The 19507-nt window shown below is 58.6% G+C and carries 13 protein-coding genes; 7 read left to right on the top strand and 6 right to left on the bottom strand.

The features are described 5' to 3' along the window. Positions 1 to 114 precede the first annotated feature (114 nt). The 5 genes from HDF08_RS05450 (at position 115) to HDF08_RS05430 (ending at position 9165) form a co-directional block, all read left to right on the top strand. Positions 115 to 993 carry a sugar phosphate isomerase/epimerase family protein gene (locus HDF08_RS05450; protein ID WP_179637539.1) on the top strand — a complete coding sequence of 293 codons (879 nt, stop codon included), beginning with the start codon at positions 115 to 117 and terminating at the stop codon, positions 991 to 993. 216 nt (positions 994 to 1209) lie between these two features. Further along, positions 1210 to 1563, top strand: coding sequence for an STAS domain-containing protein (locus HDF08_RS05445; protein WP_179637538.1), 354 nt, complete (start codon positions 1210 to 1212; stop codon positions 1561 to 1563). 401 nt (positions 1564 to 1964) lie between these two features. After that, positions 1965 to 5465 carry a TonB-dependent receptor domain-containing protein gene (locus HDF08_RS05440; protein ID WP_179637537.1) on the top strand — a complete coding sequence of 1167 codons (3501 nt, stop codon included), beginning with the start codon at positions 1965 to 1967 and terminating at the stop codon, positions 5463 to 5465. Between the two features lie 544 nt (positions 5466 to 6009). Then, positions 6010 to 7584 carry a GH39 family glycosyl hydrolase gene (locus tag HDF08_RS05435; protein WP_179637536.1) on the top strand — a complete coding sequence of 525 codons (1575 nt, stop codon included), beginning with the start codon at positions 6010 to 6012 and terminating at the stop codon, positions 7582 to 7584. 60 nt (positions 7585 to 7644) lie between these two features. Beyond that, a complete protein-coding gene (locus HDF08_RS05430; RefSeq protein ID WP_179637535.1) occupies positions 7645 to 9165 on the top strand; it encodes a GH39 family glycosyl hydrolase in 1521 nt (506 codons plus the stop codon). A 277-nt stretch (positions 9166 to 9442) separates the two neighbouring features. Here the strand turns inward: HDF08_RS05430 and HDF08_RS05425 are convergent, their stop codons facing one another. Then, entirely contained in the window at positions 9443 to 9751 is a 309-nt protein-coding gene (locus HDF08_RS05425; RefSeq protein WP_179637534.1) for a hypothetical protein, read from the bottom strand. A 125-nt stretch (positions 9752 to 9876) separates the two neighbouring features. On the opposite strand from HDF08_RS05425, the gene HDF08_RS05420 reads away from it, so the two are divergent. Further along, a complete protein-coding gene (locus HDF08_RS05420; protein WP_179637533.1) occupies positions 9877 to 10902 on the top strand; it encodes a radical SAM protein in 1026 nt (341 codons plus the stop codon). Between the two features lie 60 nt (positions 10903 to 10962). Beyond that, on the top strand, positions 10963 to 11631 hold the full coding sequence (locus HDF08_RS05415; protein ID WP_179637532.1) for a class II aldolase/adducin family protein: 669 nt from the start codon (positions 10963 to 10965) through the stop codon (positions 11629 to 11631). Between the two features lie 24 nt (positions 11632 to 11655). Here the strand turns inward: HDF08_RS05415 and HDF08_RS05410 are convergent, their stop codons facing one another. From HDF08_RS05410 to HDF08_RS05390, 5 genes are all read right to left on the bottom strand, one after another. Next, positions 11656 to 13119: an RNB domain-containing ribonuclease gene (locus HDF08_RS05410; protein ID WP_179637531.1), complete on the bottom strand. Its 1464-nt coding sequence runs from the start codon at positions 13117 to 13119 to the stop codon at positions 11656 to 11658. A gap of 25 nt (positions 13120 to 13144) precedes the next feature. Further along, complete coding sequence (locus HDF08_RS05405) at positions 13145 to 14638, bottom strand: rhamnulokinase (protein ID WP_257030877.1); 1494 nt, start codon at positions 14636 to 14638, stop codon at positions 13145 to 13147. Between the two features lie 32 nt (positions 14639 to 14670). Then, complete coding sequence (locus tag HDF08_RS05400; RefSeq protein WP_179637530.1) at positions 14671 to 16878, bottom strand: bifunctional rhamnulose-1-phosphate aldolase/short-chain dehydrogenase; 2208 nt, start codon at positions 16876 to 16878, stop codon at positions 14671 to 14673. Positions 16879 to 16979: 101 nt separating this feature from the next. Further along, positions 16980 to 18074, bottom strand: coding sequence for a substrate-binding domain-containing protein (locus HDF08_RS05395; protein ID WP_179637529.1), 1095 nt, complete (start codon positions 18072 to 18074; stop codon positions 16980 to 16982). 161 nt (positions 18075 to 18235) lie between these two features. Continuing rightward, positions 18236 to 19441, bottom strand: coding sequence for a sugar isomerase (locus HDF08_RS05390; protein ID WP_179637528.1), 1206 nt, complete (start codon positions 19439 to 19441; stop codon positions 18236 to 18238). Between the last annotated feature and the right edge of the window lie 66 nt (positions 19442 to 19507).

Here is a 19507-nt window from a genome sequence, read left to right as displayed (position 1 = left end):
AATCTGCGTTTGCAATTCCTACACCACAGGACAAACTGCCATAGCCGTCACCACCCGGCCGCAACCTTACCGTCATCTCCACTCAACCCAGCAAAGCACGGAGTCTACCCTCTCATGATCAACACCCTATCCCGTCGCAGCTTCGTCCAATCCGGCGCCCTCCTCGCAGCAGCAGGCATCACCTCCAACGCCATCCCTTCCCTCGCCCTGCAACCCTCCCCCGCCACCGGAGCGCCCTCGCCCATCCAACTCGGCCTCACCAGCTACACCTTCCGCAACTTCACTCGCGACCAGATGATCGGCTACATGAAGCAGCTCAACATCACCGACCTCAACGTCAAAGACATCAAAGACCATCTCCCCATGGACCCCGCCGAAGAGGCCAAGGCCCTCGCCGACTACACCGCCGTCGGCATCAAGCTCCACGCCGCCGGAGCCATCTACTTCACCAAAGATGACGACGCCGACATCCGCAGCAAATTCGAATACTGCAAGCGCGCCGGAATCTCCGTCATCGTCGCCGGCGACCCCGCCCCCGACACCCTCCCCCGCATCGAAAAATTCGTCAAGGAATACGACATCCGCATCGCCATCCACAACCACGGCCCCGAAGACAAGCTCTGGCACTCCCCCCTCGACATCCTCAAAGCCGTCAAAAACATGGACCCACGCATCGGCTGCTGCATCGACGTTGGCCACACCGTCCGTGCCGGCACCGACGTCGCCCAGGCCATTCACGAAGTCGGCCCCCGCCTCTTCAACGTCCACATGAAGGACCTCACCAACTTCCAAAGCAAAGAGAGCCAGGTAGCTGTAGGCGACGGAATCATGCCCGTCCGAGGCATCTTCGAAGCCCTCATCAAAACCAAATACAAGGGCTTCGTCGACCTCGAATACGAAGTCCACGCTGACGACCCCATGCCCGGAGTCATCGCCAGCTTCTCCTACATGCGAGGCGTCCTTGCAGGGATGGGATACCTCACCCACGGCTGATCCCACCCATCCCCTTCGTCAAGCGCCCCAGGACGCGAACCGTCGCCCTGACATATCCTCGCCCGCAGGGAGGATGTTATCCTGCCGCAGGCTGGCGCGAGGAGCTTTCTCTGCTGCCAATCGACGGGGACCATCGACAATCGCACTTCACCACTGGCTGGCTAATCCACACGGCAGTTGTTGAGAACGCGGTTGTCGAGAACAAGGAGCAGCACCTTGAACACGCTTGAGATCAAGATCATGAAGTACGGAGAGATCGAAGCCGTCGAGCTCACCGGCGCACTCGTCCTCGGCACTCCGGTCAACACCCTGCGCCAAAAAATCGACAACCTCACCGCTCACGGAGCCACCCAGTTCGTCTTCAATCTCACCGGCATCACCCGCATGGACTCCAGCGGCATCGGCCTCCTGGTGATGATCATGAGCTCCACCAAAGAAGCCGGCGGAGCTTTGAAACTCGTCAATCCATCCAAGCAGGTAACCCAGACCCTGAAGATGTGCAACCTCCTGCCACTCTTCGAGATCTTCTCCGAAGAACAGGAAGCAATCTCCTCCTTCGCCCCCTCCTGAGCCGCCAGCCCGCAAGCCTCTCCCACGCTCGCTCTCATACACAATCGGCGCATACGATCGCAAGTGAAAACTTCGGTCTCCGGCACCGGTCATTAACCGAACACCACTCTCCAGACAAAGCGCCGCCTCAACGAGCACAAGCGCCTCAAAGACTCTGCACCCAGCCGCAGATCCCCATCCCTCCAGGCTCTGTCGATCCAGCAGACAAAATACGCTAGTCGAATGCTGCTTCCAAACCTGTTGATCCCCCCGTAATCATCCCAGCCCCAACCTTGACAGTCATTTGGGGCGCCGTGCATAGTCGTTAGCGGTCAAACGTTTGCCTAATTACCCCCTATCCCCCAGAAGGACTCTGCTTCATGGACGGAAGGCTCCCCAAACGTTCCGATCAGGAGGCCATCATGCAGCACTTTCATTTCAGCAGCATCTCCCCGCTCACAAGACTCCGCCGCCATAGGCTCGGCTCAACATTGCTCGCCATCCTCTTCAGCTTGTGCGCGGTCACAGCGCACGCCCAATTCCGCGCGTCCATCCAGGGAACCGTCACCGACCCGCAGGGCGAAGTCGTCCCCGGCGCAACTCTGACTCTTACCGACACCGACACCAACCATCCCATCACCGCTATCTCAAATGCAAGCGGCGTCTATAACTTCAGCGCGCTGCCTCCCGACCACTTCACCCTCACCGCCGCGGCCAAGGGATTCAAGCAGCAGGTCATCCAGGACCTGCACATCATCCCCGAGCAGCCAAATGCTGTCAACGTAACCCTCGAGCTCGGCGAAGCAACCACCAGCGTCACCGTCAACGGCGATACCCTCCCTCCTCTCGACACCGAGACCGCCTCCATCAGCGGAACTGTAGACAGCAACCAGATCCAACATCTCCCCTCCACCGGCCGCGATGTCTTTCAGCTTGTGCAGCTCGCCCCCGGCGTCTTCGGCGACGGCGCACAATCTTCAAACCCAGGCAATGCCAATCAGCTTCCTGGAACCCAGGGCCCCGGCGGAGCCAACCGAAGCAATGGCATCTTCCAGACCGAGAACGGTCCCCAGGCCAACGCCAACGGAGGACAGTACGAGACCAATGGCATCCAGATCGACGGCATCAGTACCGTCAGCGCAGTCTGGGGCGGAACCTCGGTCATCACTCCCTCCGAAGACTCCGTCGGCAATATCAAAGTCCTCTCGAACGGCTACGACGCCGAAAACGGCCGCTTCAGCGGAGCCCAGATTCAGGTCACCTCGAAGACCGGCAGCAATCAATTTCACGGAAGCGCCTACTTCCGTGCCAGCCGCCCCGGCCTCAACGCCTACCAGCGCTACAACGGCGCCGGCACCTTTCAACCCGGTACTCCGTCGGAACGAGGCCTCTTGCGAGACAGCGAAAGGGCAAACCAGATCGGCGGAAGCGTTGGCGGCCCTATTCTTCACGACAGGCTCTTTGCCTTCTTCTCCTACGAAACCCAGCGCAATAACTCGCAGACGCCGGGTACCGGCTGGTATGAAACGGCCGCGTTTCAAGCCCTCGCCCCTGCAAACAGCATCTCCAAGACCTACCTGAGCTTCCCCGGCTCTCTAGTCTCAGCTTCATCTCTTATCGATCAAACCTGCGCCAATGCAGGCCTGGCCGAAGGCGTTAACTGCGTCACCATTCCAGGTCAGGGTCTTAACATCGGTTCCCCTCTCAAACAGGCTCTTGGCACCCAGGACCTCACCTGGCAAAGCGTCACCAACCCAGGTGTTGGCGGAGGCCTCTCGAACGTGCCCGACATCGCCTTCTACAACACGCTGAACCCTAGCTCTCAAATCGCCAGCCAGTACAACGGACGCCTCGACGCCGACATCACCAAGAAAGACCATGCCGCCTTCGCGGTCTACTGGGTCCCCCTCACCTCAACCACCTACAACAGTTCGGTCCGCGCCTACAATCTCTTCAATCACGAGCAAAATAACGAAGCATACTCCATCATCTACAACCACATCTTCTCGCCAACCTTTCTCAACGAAGCTCGCGCCAACGACGCCGGCTATCGCTACAACGAGGTCACCTCGAACCCGCAGGCGCCCTTCGGCCTCCCCCTCGCCATCGTGGAGAACCTGGGCAGTGCCACACTCGGTACCTTTGGTGCCGGTGGCCCAGCCGTTCTCAATCAACACACCTTCACCTACAAAGACGTAGCCACCAAGATCGCCGGAAATCACACCATCAAATTCGGTGGAGAAGTCACGAGGCTCTACTACCTCAACGACGCCATCAACGCTGCTCGGCCGCTCTACTCCTTCTACAACATCTGGGACTTTCTCAACGACGCTCCGGAACGGGAAGACGCCAGCTTCAATCCTGCAACCGGCACTCCCTCCGCCAACCGCCAGGATACCCGCGAAGATCTCTACGGCTTCTTCATCCAGGACGACTGGAAGGCTCTCCCGAATCTGACCCTCAATGCAGGCCTCCGTTACTCTTACTTTGGACCATTCTCCTCGAAAGAAAACAACCTCGGCGTCGTCGTTCTCGGCAGTGGTGCCACCGGCTTCACCGGCCTCACCGTCCGGCAAGGCGGCAATCTCACCAACGCGCAAAAGGGCAACTTCGGCCCGCAATTCGGCTTCGCCTTCAGCCCCGATATGTTTCACGGCAAAGCTGTCTTTCGCGGCGGGTACGGCCTCAACTACAACCAGTCCGAGATCTCGATCACATCCAACTCCGGCAACAATCCCCCCGGTATTCTTAGCGTCAGCTACGCCAGCGGCAGTCCCACCACCATCGATCCGCGAATCGTCTACGGCATCGCCCCCGATCCCAAATCGCTCTTCGGCTATCCGCCCAACCCCAACGCCATCGGAGGCTTCAACTCCGCAAACCTCCCGGTCAGAGGCGGAGCCTTCCTCTATGCCTTCCAACCCAACCAGCCCACCATCTACACCCAGCACTTCTCCCTCGACACCCAGATCGATCTCGGACATCAGTTCGTCGCCACCGTCGGCTACCAGGGAAGCACGACCAAGCATCTCATCGTTCAAACCTTCCTCTACGCCAACGCGTTCGCAGCCGGGATACCGCAAAACAATCTCGTGCAGAACATCGACGAGTATGCAAACACCGGTAACTCCAACAACAACTCCCTCCTGTTAGGTTTCAAGCACCAGATGTCGCACCAGTTCATGTTCGACGCGGAGTTCAACTACGCCAAGACCATGGATACCGGCTCCGGTCCCTTCTACATGGACCCCTATCCCTACCTGCCTTACCTCGCCTACGGTCGCTCCGACTTCAACTACGGAAAGGCGTTCAAGCTCTACGGCCTGTGGCAGCCAAAGTTCTTCCACGGCAACTCCTTTCTCTCAAAAGTTGCGGATGGCTGGTCGGTCAGCGGCATCTTCAACCTGCACACCGGCTTCCCCTTCACCCCCACCTACAACGTGCCCGGAGGCAGCCTCTACTACTCCGCCAGCCCCTACAACACCCTGCGCCCGGCCTCCTATAACGGAGGTGCCAAAAACAGCAGCAGCAACAATGCCTTTGAGAACGGCAGGCCAAACGTCAACTTCCCCAACGCCGGCCCTGCCCAACCCTACTTCACTGCACCCGTCGCGCCCACCGCTGGCAGTTCAGGCTTTGCCTCCGGCCTGCCGCAGCTTCCCGGTATCGCGCGCAACTCCTTCAACGGCCCCGGCTATAAAGACTTCGACGCAACCCTCGTCAAGTCCTTCGGTCTTCCAAAGGCACGCATCATCGGAGAGGACGCCGCTATCGAGATCAGAGCCGACGCCTTCAACCTCTTCAACAACATCAATCTCACACCAAGTACGATCGTCACGAACATCGAAACTCCCAACTTCGGCCAGGCCACCAGCGGCCTCTCCGGACGCATCGTCAACCTCCAGGCCCGCTTCAGCTTCTAGCCAACCTCTTCCCGTCTGCACCGAAACCAATCCGGTGCAGACGGGAAGTATCTCATCGTGTCCCAAATTGTTTGTCGTCTTCGAATTCGCCGTCGTAACTCTAAACTCCTTTGTAGCTATCCAGAGTTCGTCACCGTCACTTGACTCGTCATCCAAAACCTTCGGTCGTCATCTTTGTCCTTCGGTCGTCATCCGTAATCCTTCGGTCGTCATCCTGAGCGAAGTCGAAGGGGAAGGATCCCCGCATTTCGTTTTGTCGTTGCTGTTGCTGTTGTCATTGTCTGTCCTTTTAGTTGTCATCCCGTAGGGATCTGCTTTTGCAGCTGCCCTCACCGCAACCACACACCACCCATAAAAAAAGTGGCTGCCTCATTTATGGTGCACTCTAAACACGAGGATTTTTTTACCAACAAAAACCATAAAACCCGCGTCATTCCTGCCTCCGCACCACGCCACTGTAGTGCTAATTCACCACGTTTCGCCAGCAAGAAACCACATCGTCACCACGAATCACCACAAGCAAAACACTCTGGAGAGATCTCTCATGATTCGGTCCCGCACGCTCGCCCTGGCCGCGCTTAGCCTCAGCCTTATCAGCACGATGGGCCTCCACGCTCAGACAACCGAGCAAGTAAAGATAGACGCCAACGCTCCTACCACTCCCTTCCCCCACTTCTGGGAACAGACCTTCGGCTCCGGTCGCGCCATCCTCTCTCTCCGTCAGAGCTACCGCGACGACCTCCGCACCGTAAAGACCGTAACCGACTTCAAATCAGTGCGCTTCCACGGCATCTTCCTCGACGAAGTCGGCCTCTACGACCCCGACGCCACCACGCAAAACCCCGGCCTCCCTCCCGAAAAAGTTCAGGGCGCCGGCATCTACAACTTCTCCTACATCGACCAGATCTACGACGGCCTCCTCGCCAACAACGTCCGCCCTTTCATAGAGTTAAGCTTCATGCCCCGCAAGATGGCCGCCGATCCAAACCAGACGCAGTCCTTCTTCTACAAGCCCGTCGTCTCGCCGCCAAAGGACTACGCCCTCTGGGACGCCATGATCACCGCCTTCGCCCAGCACCTCATAACCCGCTATGGAATCAACGAAGTAGCAACCTGGAACTTTGAAGTCTGGAACGAGCCAAATCTGGATTTCTGGGGCGGCCGCCCCAACATCCCCACCTACTTCGAGCTCTACGACCACACCGCCCTCGCACTCAAAAAAGTCAGCCAACGAATCCGCGTAGGCGGCCCATCGACAGCCCAGGCCGCGTACGTCGCCGACTTTCTCAAGCACTGTAAAGAGAACAACATACCAGTCGACTTCGCCTCCACCCACGTCTACGCGAATGACACCGCCAAAGATGTCTTCCACACCGACGAACAGATTCCCCGCGACCTCATGGTCTATCGCGCAGTCAAAAAAGTGCACGACGAGATCGCCGCCTCACCCTACCCAAAGATGCCTCTCATCTTCAGCGAATACAACGCCAGCTACTCGAACGAGCCCGACGTCACCGACACCACCTACCTCGGATCATGGCTCGCCAACAACATTCGCCAGTGCGACGGCCTCACCGAGTCGATGAGCTACTGGACGTTCTCCGATGTCTTCGAGGAGCAGGGAGTCGTACGGACGCCCTTCTACGGCGGCTTTGGCCTCGTCGCTGCCAATGGCATTCCCAAGCCGTCATTCAACGCCTTCGCCATGCTGCATCGTCTTGGAGACCACCGAATTAAACTAGACAACGACGACGCACTCGCAACCAAATCGACCGATGGCGCCGTAGAAATCGCTCTCTGGAACTACGCCCCACCCTTCGGCATCGGAGCCGCCTACACTCCTCCTCCCACCAGCAAAGGTCCAGATAAAAACTTTCAGCTAACCTTTACCGGCGTTCCATCAAGCGCGAAAGTCGAACTCTTGCGAGTGGATGACGACCACGGAAACGCAGTGAAAGAGTTCGACGCCATGGGCAGGCCGCGCGACCTCACCCAGGATCAGATCAAAAAGTTGAGAGCCGCCGGTGCGATGGCGCCCGCAGAAAAACTCCGGCTCTCCAACGGTCATCTCCAGATCGCTGTGCCGCCACACGGCCTCGTCCTTCTCATAGTTAAGTGAAAAGCCAAATAAAGCAGCCAAATAAAACAGCTCTCCTCGCTGTTCAGAACGAGGTCACAAATGAGCCGACAAAACCGACTCCTGCAACTCTCTCTCATCCTTTTATGCACTGCGTGGCCTTGCTTCTCTCAGTCTCAGCCGCCTGCTGAAGTAGCCATCACAATCGACGCCCACGCCGCCACAACACCATTCCCGCATTTTTGGGAGCAGATGTTCGGCTCCGGGCGCGCCATCCTCACCCTGCGCGAAGCCTATCGCGAAGACCTCCGCGCCGTGAAAAAAGTGGCGGACTTCCGCTACGTCCGCTTCCACGCCATCCTCCACGACGAAGTCGGCGTCTACAACGAGGACGAGCACGGCAACCCCGTCTACAACTTCGCCTACGTCGACTCCATCTACGACGGCCTCTTGAAGAATGGCGTCCGTCCTGTCGTAGAGATCAGCTTCATGCCCAAAAAGCTTGCCTTCAACCCCGACGCCCTACACCCCTTCTGGTACAAGCAGAACGTCTCACCGCCAAAGAGCATGGAGCGCTGGGACGACCTCATCCAGCACTTCGCCCAGCACCTCGTCGAGCGCTATGGCATCGACGAAGTCTCCCAGTGGTACTTCGAAGTCTGGAACGAGCCCAACATCGACTTCTGGAACGGCATCCCGCGCCAGGAATCGTACTTCGATCTCTACGATCACACTGCGCGCACACTCAAATCCGTCAACCCACGTCTGCGAGTAGGCGGCCCTGCCACCGCAGCGGCACAATGGATCCCAGAGTTCCTTCAACACACATCAGACAACCACGTCCCCGTCGACTTTGTATCGACCCACGGCTACGCCGACGACACCGTCCACAACATGTTCGGCACCAACGAAGACATCGCCATGGACGACCGCGTAGGCCGCGCCATAGCCAAGGTTCGCGGAGAGATCAATCACTCCGCCACCCCTCACCTCCCGCTCTTCTGGACCGAATGGAACGTCCCCGGCCAAATGGAATCGCGCGACACCATCTATGTCGGCTCAGCGCTGGCCAACACAGTCCGTGAGTGCGACGGCAACGTAGACATGCTCTCCTTCTGGACCTTCTCTGACGTCTTCGAAGAAGGCGGCCCCACCAGCACTCCCTTCCGCGGAGACTTCGGGCTACGCGCCTTCGACGGCATCAACAAGCCCAGCTACTACGCCTACGGTCTCCTGCACCAACTCGGCGACCAACGCCTTGCCAACACCTCCAACAACATAATCGTCACACGAACAGCAAACGGAAACCTGGCCATCGCAGCCTGGAATCTCGTTGACCCCGGCCAGCAAGGCATCTCTCTAGAACTCAACCTTCATCTGGCCAGCGTCCCGCAAAACGCGAAGGTCGCGATTCAAAGAGCCGATCAGACCCACGGCAACGTCCTACCCCAGTGGGCAGCCATGGGCAAACCCAAAAACCCCACACCCGCCCAGGCCGAGCAACTCAACCGCGAGACCGCACTTCCCGCCCCGGAGCAGACAGCACTTCGCAATGGAACTCTCCACCTCAGCCTCACTCCAAACGCGTTGGTCCTGATTCAAGTCGAAGACTCGCAACACTGAATCGCCCAAACTCCGACAGAATCGCTTCACCTCGCCCCAAAATAAACACCGAGAAGAAAAAAGAAATCCCAATCACGGAGCGATACCGCAAATTTGCGCATCATAAGGCAGAACGAATTTAAGCGAAGCACAGCGTTGGAAGAATGACTGCTCCCCGCTGGCCCATACAAACAGATCAGGATAAAATCTGCGTAGAACAAGAGGGCTATTGAAACTTATCTCCATAGCGAGGCGCTCGGTTGAAGACACGCCTTCTCGTGCGCCGGAGATCTGCGTTTTATTCGGTCAGATTCTCGTACTCCTCACAACGCTTCTGGTAGCCGTCATGCCAGTGACGGAATACCTCTGGACCTTCGACAAGTTTCTCCGCGGTGGTCAGGACTGTGAGTTCGGGCTTCTCGCTCTGGCCGCAGTCTTCTGCCTCATGCTCGTTCTCTCTCATCAACGAAGAGCGGTCCTTGCCCTGATACTGTCGCTTCGACGCGTGTTGTCTTCTCTCTTTCAGCCAGCCGATCCAGCAGCCAGGCTCTGCCCCTGCATGGTCTCGTCTGTGCAGTACAACCTGCCGCGCAACATCTCCCTTCACTCCATCAATCTCCCACTACAAATCTGATAGCTCTCTTCGTGCTTTCGTAGTCGCGACTCCCTCCGAGTCGCATGCGGTCTCTACCTAAACTGATCTGTTCTCATACAGCCGATCATGGAGAAGCAATGAAGAAATCAGAAGTCCTTCACGCGTGGGCTAGAATCCTCGGCGGCCGCGCTCCCTCCCTGTCCATCGAAATTACGAAGGAGTGCCCTCTGCGTTGCCCAGGATGCTACGCCTTCGATACGGCACATCTAGGCGGAGCAACCCAGCTGCGCGAACTCTCCGACTACAAAGGCGACGAGCTCGTCCAACGAATACTCGACCTGCTCGACAAAGAGAAGCCCCTTCACGTCTCTCTCGTCGGCGGCGACCCCTTAGTCCGGCATCGCGAACTCGAACTTCTCCTCCCGCAGATCGAAGCTCGCGGGATCCACACTCAAATCGTCACCAGCGCCTTCCGAGTCATCCCCCCCGAGTGGAAGCGCTTCAAAAAGCTCAACGTTGTCGTTTCCATCGACGGACTTCAACCCGAGCACGACGAACGTCGCAAGCCAGCCACCTACGAGCGCATTCTGAAGAACATCCAGGGCGCCAGAGTTACTGTCCACTGCACCATCACTGCGCAGATAGCCGACCGTCCCGGATACCTCGATCAGTTCCTTCAGTTCTGGAGCAGCCAGACTCCAGTGGCCAAAGTCTGGTTCAGTCTGTTTACCCCGCAGCGTGGTGCCACCGATCCGGAGATTCTCACCTCGTCCCAGCGAGTCGCTGTCATCGCCGAGCTCCACCAGCTCCGAAACAAATATCCGGTACTCGATATGCCGGACATTGTCATCCAAGAAATCTCCTCTCCACCAAAGTCCCCCGAAGAGTGTATCTTCGCTCGAACAACTATGACTGTCTCCGCCGACCTTTCAACCAAAATTACACCCTGCCAGTTTGGTGGAAACCCCGACTGCGAACAGTGTGGATGCATCGCCTCCATGGGCCTGGCGGCAGTCGGCCATCATCGCGTCGTCGGTCCGCTCACCGCTGGCCATCTCTTCCTGGCCTCCGCCAAAATCGGAAAAGCTTGGAGAAATCTGCAAAGCCCTCAATCCCCAAGAAGGATCATCCAAATAAAAAGATCTCCATTCGAAATCCTGTGAGGAAACATGCACTTTAAAAACCGTAATGGGATTACACTTCATGGCAATGAAAGAGGAACGATGATCGAAGAATGTATTGGCCGGCCCGAAGTCGAACTAAGGCGCGAACTCGTGCAGTTCGGCCGATGGCTCTCTCGACTCGGCTTTATGCCCGGCACCTCCGGAAACCTCTCCGTCAGGCTCGATCAGGAGCGCCTGCTGGTCACACCCACCGGCATGAGCAAGTACCTCATGCGCTCCTCCGACATGGTCATCGTCGACCTCGAAGGACGCCAGCTCGCAGGCTCAAGAAAGGTCACCAGCGAACTCAGCATGCACCTCGCCGTCTACCAGATGAGAGCCGACATCGAGGCCGTCGTCCACTCCCATCCCCCCATTGCTACCGCCTTTGCCTGCGCAGGCCGCGCCCTCGACGAGATGCTCTGCCAGGAGGCCGTCATGACCCTCGGCTCAGTCCCCCTGGCCCAGTACGCCACCACCGGCACCGACGAGGTCGCAGCCAGCCTCAGGCCCTTCATTCCCCATCACACCGCCATCCTTATGGCCAATCACGGCGCCGTAGCCTATGGACCCACGCTCACGGACGCCTTCCTCAAGATGGAGACCGTCGAGCACCTCGCCCACATCCGCCTCGTCGCCCACCAGCTAGGCTCCTTGCAAACCCTCAGCGGTAATCAACTGGACGATCTGCTCCGCGCGAAGCAAAAGTACATCCGCAACGCAACTTAACAACCACCGTAGACGCCCTCAGCCTCAAGCACGTCCAAAGTCGATAAACGCATGTTGCGGATCGGTGTGCAGCAGCGTCACATCCACCATATCCCCCACATCCAGCCCCTGCGCGCCCCGCACCACCTTGCCCTCCACCGGAGGATCGAACACCCGCACATACGTCCCCTTGTCGTTCGCGCCGGTAATCACTCCATGGAAGGTCTTCCCCACGCTTCCGGCGAGCCCCACCGCCGCCACTCGCTTCAACATCGTCCGTTCCACCTTGCGCCCAGCCGACTCTCTCTCGTTGCAGTGTGTCGCAATCGCGGCAAGCTCCTCATCGGTGTAAGGAGCAGCCTCGCCCGCCAGCATCGCCTTCACCACTCGCTGCGTCACCAGATCGACGAACCGCCGGTTCGGCGCAGTTGAGTGTGCATAGTCCTGCGCCGCCAGCCCGAAGTGTCCCGGCTGCTCCGCATCATCATCGCCCTTTGCCAGAACATACTCCCCCGGCCCCATCAACTTGATGATCGCCAGCGACAGATCCGGATAGTGCACCGCATCCGACGCCCTCTGTGCCTGCAAAAACGCGTTCAGCGCGCCAGAGTCAGGCTGAGCCGGCAGCACCGTCCCATGCCGCCCCACCAGCTCCACAATCCGCGCCCATCGCTCCGGCGACCGCACCACCCTCCGAATCGACGACCGCTTCGCCTCCCGCAGCATCCGCGCCATCGTCTCATTCGTAGCGATCATCAACTCTTCAATCAAATCGCTCGCACGATTATGAAACGCCGTCCCAATCGACTCCACCTTGCCATCTACCACCACCGGATCGGCCTCCACCCGGTTGAACTCCAGCGCGCCCATCTTCACCCGCTGAGCCCGCAGCGCCTGGGCCGCCGCATCCTGCAGCCGCAGCTGCGCTTGTAGATCAACCGAAGCAGCCACCTTCGCATCCGGCCCCGCCTTCCCTTCAAGCCACGGCCCCACATGGCTGTAAGCCAGCTGCGCCCTGTTCCGAACCTGTGCCCTGTAGATGGCAGTGTCCTGCACCTTCCCTTCACTATCCACCACAAACTCAACCACCACCGCCATCCGATCCTCGTCTTCATTCAAAGAGGTCAGATCCGTGGAAAGCTCTGTCGGCAGCATGGAAAAGTTCCGCACCGCCGTGTAAACCGTCTGCGTCTGCTCCGCCGCATGACGATCCAGCGGCGTATCTTTCAGCACCGAAGCCGAAACATCGGCCACCCCCACCCTCACGCGCACCCCACCGTCCACGCGCTCTGCCATCTCAATCTGGTCCAGATCCCGCGAGGTGTCATTATCGATCGAAGACCACAACAGCCCGCGCAGGTCGCGAACATCCGCATCGGCCTTCGCTCCCCCAGCCGCACGAATCGACGCCACCTGCGCATCGCTGCCTTCAGGAAAGTCGGTATGAAAACCTTCGCGAACCATCTCAGCGGAGGCAGAAGCAACAAGATCAAAAGGATGAGCAGACATGCAAAGGAAGCCTACCACGCCAGTGCTAACCCTTCGTAGCCGCCTGCTCGAGTGCCAGCGCCAACCGCCCCGCCCATCCTGACACCTGCTCTGCATCCGCACCCGTCACCTCATCGCGGCGACCCTCCAGCACCGCCAGCTGCACCGCAAAGTTCCCCACCGTCGAGCTCTCAGCCGCACCACGAAACAACTCCAACCCTGTAGCCTCCTGCGTCAGCCGATTCAGAAAATCATTCTGGCTCCCGCCACCCACCACAAACAGCCGCTTCAACTTCTTCCCGGTATGAAAGGCTACGCGCGCCAGAACCGCCGCATACCGAGCCGCCAGGCTATGAAAGATCAAACTCGCAAACGCCGGAGCATTCTCCGCGCCTTCCTCCAATGCCTTCAGCCCCATTCGCACCCGTTGCGCATTAATCCTTTGCGGCATCCCGCCGGCCAGCAGCAGATCAGCATCGTCCACATCCAGCAGGCCCTCCGGCTTCGCCAGCTTCTCCGCCGCAGCCACCAACTCCGGCACACTCCACTCCCTGCCCTCCGCCGTCCACTCCTTCAGACACTGCCGGATCAGCCACATCCCGTTCACATTCTTATGAAAGCAGACTCTCCCCCCCACCGCTCCAAGGTTCGTGAAGTTCTCCGCCGCGACAGCCGCATCATTCCTCGGCTCCTCCAGCACAGTCCCAACCAGCGACCACGTCCCCGAGCTGAGGTAAGCCCAGTCATCTCCCACCGCAGGGATCCCCGCAATCGCCGAAGCCGTGTCATGACAAGCCGGAGCGATCAACACCGTATCGCGAAACGCCGCCAGCCTCGCCAACTCACCACTTAACCTGCCAACCTCAGTTCCCGGAGGAACCAGCTTGGGCGCAAGTGCAACGTCGAGATCCGCCGCGAGAAAAACTTCATCACACCACCGCCGCCCATTCAGATCCACCATCTGCGTATGAGTCGCATTCGTAACCTCCGCCACCCGCGCACCACCCCAACGCGACAAAACATACTCTGGCAGATTCATCCACTGACTACCCACAGGCAGTCCCTGCAACCGGTCCGCATAGAGTTGATACAGCGTATTGATACGCAGCAACTGCACTCCCGTACACTCCCGCAACCGCTCAGGGGCAATCTCCCCGTACAGCATCTGCTCCGCCTCAATCGTCCTCTCATCGCGATAACAAAACGGATCAGCCAGCGCCATCCCATCCCCATCCACACGCACATAGTCCACAGCCCAGCCATCCACCGCGATCGAGCGTACGCCCTCCACTGCCATCTCCGCACAGAGTCGAAGCCCATGCTCCAACCCAGCTTCGATCATGCGTAAATCCCAGCGCAGCCCACCATCCGTCTCACGCGGAGCATTGGCAAACCGATGCACCAGCGTTATCACCGGTCGTCCAGCGACCCATCGCAGCAGCGACACCCGGCAACTCTCTGCCCCCAGGTCCACCGCCACCAAAGCCCGCGTATCCAATGGAATTTGCGGAACCAGCGCCATATCTGGCGTCCGTCTCATCGCGCGCCTCTCCTATCGCAAATCCGCTTCTGTTATCGCAGATACGCTTCCGTCAAACCACCATCCACCGGAATCAGATGTCCCGTCGTGCATCGAGCCAGAGGCCCCGCAAGAAACATAATCGCCTCTGCACAATCCTTCGGATCAATCGGCTGATGCGTCAACGTTCGCGTCGCATAAAACTGCGCTAGCTCATTCCGCAGTCCATCATCCGTATCCGTCTCTTCAAACGGCAGCTTGTACTTCTTCAGCGAAGCGATCACGCGATCACGCGGAAACATCGTCGAGCCCTTCACCACGGTAGCCGGACTGATCCCATTCACCCGCACCTTGGGCGACAGCGAAACCGCCAGCTCCCGCACCAGGTGGCTCAACGCCGCCTTACTCACGTCGTACGCCTCACTACCACGCTTCGCCACAACCGCATTCGCCGAACTCGTCAGCACCACGCTCGCATCAAGCCCCTGCTCCGCAAAGATCTTCGCCGCCTCGTCAGTCAGCAGATAGTTTGCCGTGACATTCACCTCAAGCGTCAAAGCCCACTGCGCATCGCTGATCACACCATCCGGCGACGAAGGAAACAGTGCCGCTGTATTGATCAAAATATCGATCCCGCCAAACTGCTTAACGGTCGCCTCGAGAGCACCCTTGATCGCCTTGCGGTCACGAATATCAATGCTGGTCCAGCTGACAGCTTCTTTCCCGGCAATCGCCCTCACCTCCTCAGCAACCGCCTCAGCGCCCTTCACATCGCGGTCGGCCACCACCACATGCGCCCCACGTTGAGCCGCAAGCAGCGCGACCTCGCGCCCAATCCCACTCCCACCGCCAACCACAAGAGCAACCCGCCGGCTCAGCTCCTTCTCCGGCGGCTGTCTGCGAATCTTCGCCTCTTCCAACTTCCAGTACTCAATCCGGAACGCCTCACTCGGCGGCAGCGCAACATAGTTCGCATGCACTACAAACTGATCCGCAGAAGCCGCAGGCCCAGCTTGCGGAATATCCTTGCAGTCCACCCCGGCACCCAGAGCACCCGCGCCCTGCATCACTCCAATCGCATTGATGTAAAACTCTCCGGTAATCCGCGACTCCGTCTTATTCTTTCCAAAGCTGAACATCCCCACACCCGGCACCAGCACCACCGTAGGGCTCGCATCGCGCACCGCAGGCGAATCCTTCACCGCATGCTTCTTGTAGTACTCCGCATACTCCGCGCGATAACTCTCAAGCGAGCTCTCAATCAACTCCTTCAACTCCACCGGATCACTCGCCGGATTCCACTTGAGAAACATCGGCCGAATCTTCGTTCGAATAAAGTGATCCGGGCAACTCGTCCCCAGGTGCGCCAGCTTCTCCGCCTGCGCCGAGTTCACAAACTCCATCACCTGCGGCAGATCGCTAAAGCTCCCAATCCATCGCTGCTTCCGCGACACCACACCACGCAGATACGGCATCACCTGCAAGGCAACCGCAGCCCTGTCTTCGCGACTCTTCACCTTCCCGCCGCCAAAGTGCGTATGCCTCGCAACCGAACCATGCCGTTCAATAAACTGCCCCAGCTGATCGATGATCGTAATCGTACTCAGGTAGCTCGCGCGCTGCGTCTCTCCCCACGTAAACAACCCATGCCCGCCAAGCACCACGCCATCGCACCCCGGCGTCTCCTCCACGATCTTCTTCAACATCATGCCCAGCTCAAACCCCGGCCTCTGCCACGGCAGCCACGCCAGCTTATGTCCAAACTCCTTATTGAACTCCTCCATCTTGATCTTCCCGTTCGCCGAGGCCGCCAGCGCGATCCCCCAGTCCGGATGCAGATGGTCCACATGCGCAAACGGCAAAAACCCATGCAGCGGAGTATCAATTGAAGCAGCAACCGGATTATTCCCGAACGTACACAGCGGATACATCTCCACCATCTCGTCTTCGAGATCCACCCCGCGATACGCCTTCTCCAGCGCCAGCAACTTCTCCATGTAAAGCGTCGCAAACCCCGCACGCTTGATACTCCCCAGATCGCCCCCGCTTCCCTTCACCCAAAGAATCTGCTTCGTCTTTCCGTCCAGCGGATCGACCTGCTCCAGCTTCGAACTGGTATTCCCCCCACCAAAATTGGTAATCCGCAGATCCGATCCCAGCAGGTTCGATCTGTATCTCAGCAGCTCCGGTGCATCCAGCTTCGCCGCTACCGCCTCATCCCAACCATCTTCCAAAAACTTCAGGCCGCTCTGTGCCGTCATGTGTCAACCTCTTCGCCCTAGCCTAAATCCAGGCCCTGACTATCATTCCACACGCAACACCAATACGGCAACTATTTCCAATGAGAAAATTACACTCGAATTCAATTATCACTGAGCGAATCCCGAGTCACCATCTTATGAGCCACATAGTTGTAAGGAGGCACCGTCTGCCCCCGCAGCAATGACAGTCCAAGATGAATCAAACTCGGCCCATACGAGCTAGCCTCATGTGACACCGACCCGATCAGCGGCGACTTGTCCCTCCGCATCTCCTGCATCGCCTCCGCAATGCAATCCTGCCCCACAATCGCCACATGCTTCTCGCGCTTCTGCTCCCGCACCGCATCCACCGCGCCCAGGGCGCTCGAGTCCGTAGCCGCAGCAATCAGAATGTGCCTGTCCTTCGGATGTCGCTGCAGAAAATCCGAGATCAGCTTCTTACTCCGGTCGCGCATCCCTCGCCCGTCGATCCGCACAAAGACCTCCACCGGTAACTCCGGATGTCCGCTCCTCACCCCTTCAAACGCACCCGTAATCCGGCTCTGCACCAGTTGCCCCGCCTCAGCCAGATCCAGCCCGATCACCCAATCCACCTTACCGTCCCAGTTCGCAGACGCGTAGGCGCCAAGCGTCTCCCCAGCCTCAATCCCCACCCGATAGTTATCCACCCCGAAGTAAGTCGCATGAGGGTGCGGAATATCGATGGCGATCAGTGGAATCTTCGCGCCCGCAATCTTGTCCCCGATCATCGGAGCAACCTCCTGCTCCACCTGGAACTCGATCACCAGATCCACCTTGCTCGAGACAAACTCCTCCGCATTCCGCAACGCAGTCGCCGCGTCGTAGCGATTATCCAGAATCAGCAGATCGACCCCCACCGCCGCCGCTGCATCCTTCAAGCTCTCGGTCACCTCCACCGAAAACGGCATATCCGCGCTCTGCCCGCCAAAGCCAAACCGCATCTTCTTCGGCCGCGTCACCTGCCGGTACGTCCCATCAGGAGACTGCGAAAGATATCCCCGATGAACGAACGTCTTCAATACCCGGTACACCGTCGTCTTCGAGATTCGAGTCTGCCGATGGATCGACTCCAGCGTCATCGGCTGGTTCTCGGCCTGCAGCAGCTCCAAAATATCCAGCGCCTTCGACAGCACAGGAATCAGATAAAGTCGTTTCGAGGTCTTTCGTACCGCCATAGTCTCCCGCCGAGGAGCGACCACTCAGCCGATCCATTATGCGGCACCTGCCTCGGTTTCGCTAATGGAATTCCCATCCAACAGCGATCAAAACGCCAGAATTCCCTCTTCCCAGAACCCCAACCCCGCGCCTCACCCCGCAAACGATCAGGAAGAAATCTCTAAGCGTAAGTCGAGACGCTGCGAGCGTTCCTGCTCTCTCGCTCCCGCGTGATCTTCTCCACATACCCACTCTCCGCCAGCGCCTTCAGAGGCTCCGCCGGCAGCCCGCGCGCAACCCTCCACTCCCTCACGATCGGCCGCACGTCCTGCCAGAAGCTACTCCGGAAGCACTCCTCCGCCTCCACCAGCCGGCACTCCTGCTGCAACTCCGCCAGCTTCGCTTGGTCGATCAGCGCAGCCTTCGCATACAGCTCTTGCGCCATCGCTACCGTCTGCACCATCGCCTCCACCTTGCCCTTCAGGTTATGGCTCTGGTCGATCATGAAGGCAACATCCGCGCGTTCCTTCTCCTCCGCACTCAAAATCTCATGGAAGATTCGAAACACCTGGTAAGGATCAATCGACCCCAGCGTCAGGTCGTCATCGGCGTACTTCCTGTCGTTGAAATGAAATCCACCCAGCTCCTTCACATGCAGCAACCACGTCACGATCTGTTCAATATTCGTCGCCTGCGCATGATGCCCCGTATCCACCAGCACCTTCGCCTTCGGCCCGCAGCGCCGCACCAACTCCAGAGCCATCCCCCAGTCCGCAATGTCGGTGTGATAAAAAGCCGGCTCAAACGGCTTGTACTCGACCAGCATCCGCTGCCCCTCTCCGAGAGCAGCATGGGTCGCACCCAGCACCTCTTCCATCCATCCAATCCGCTTGCGAATACTCTGCGTCCCCGGATAGTTCGATCCATCCGCAATCCACAGCGAAACATCCTTCGACCCCAGCGCCTGCCCAATCGCCACCGAATCCAGAAGATGCTTCAACGCCATCCCGCGAACCTCCGCGCTGGGATTCGCAATCGATCCATACTTGTACTCCGCACTCTGAAAGAGATTCGGATTGATCGACCCAGACTTCATCCCATACTTCTTCTCGAGCGCCTGAATCGCAGGAACATCCGCCCTCCCATGCGGCAAATCCCACAGCACGTGCAGCGCCACCGTCGGGCTCGCGCCCGTCAACGCATTCACCTGCGCCGCATCGCTGAACTTCTCTTCAATCGTCGTCGCCGCGCCACCCTGAATAAACTTCCCGAACCGCGTCCCGGTATTCGCAAATCCCCACGACGGAACCTCGATCCGAAAACCATCCAACGCGCTGTACACCCTCTGTGCGTCCCGCTCTGCCACTCCAGCACCGTTGTTTCCCATCACTCAAGTCCCTCGCGCGTCCAAGATATTACGATATAGAAATATACTCTCTATTGAAACATAGGC

Source organism: Tunturiibacter empetritectus (assembly GCF_013410875.1).
Lineage (GTDB): Bacteria > Acidobacteriota > Terriglobia > Terriglobales > Acidobacteriaceae > Edaphobacter > Edaphobacter empetritectus.
Note: the sequence above shows the minus strand (reverse complement) of the source record. Positions and strands in the feature narration are given on the sequence as shown.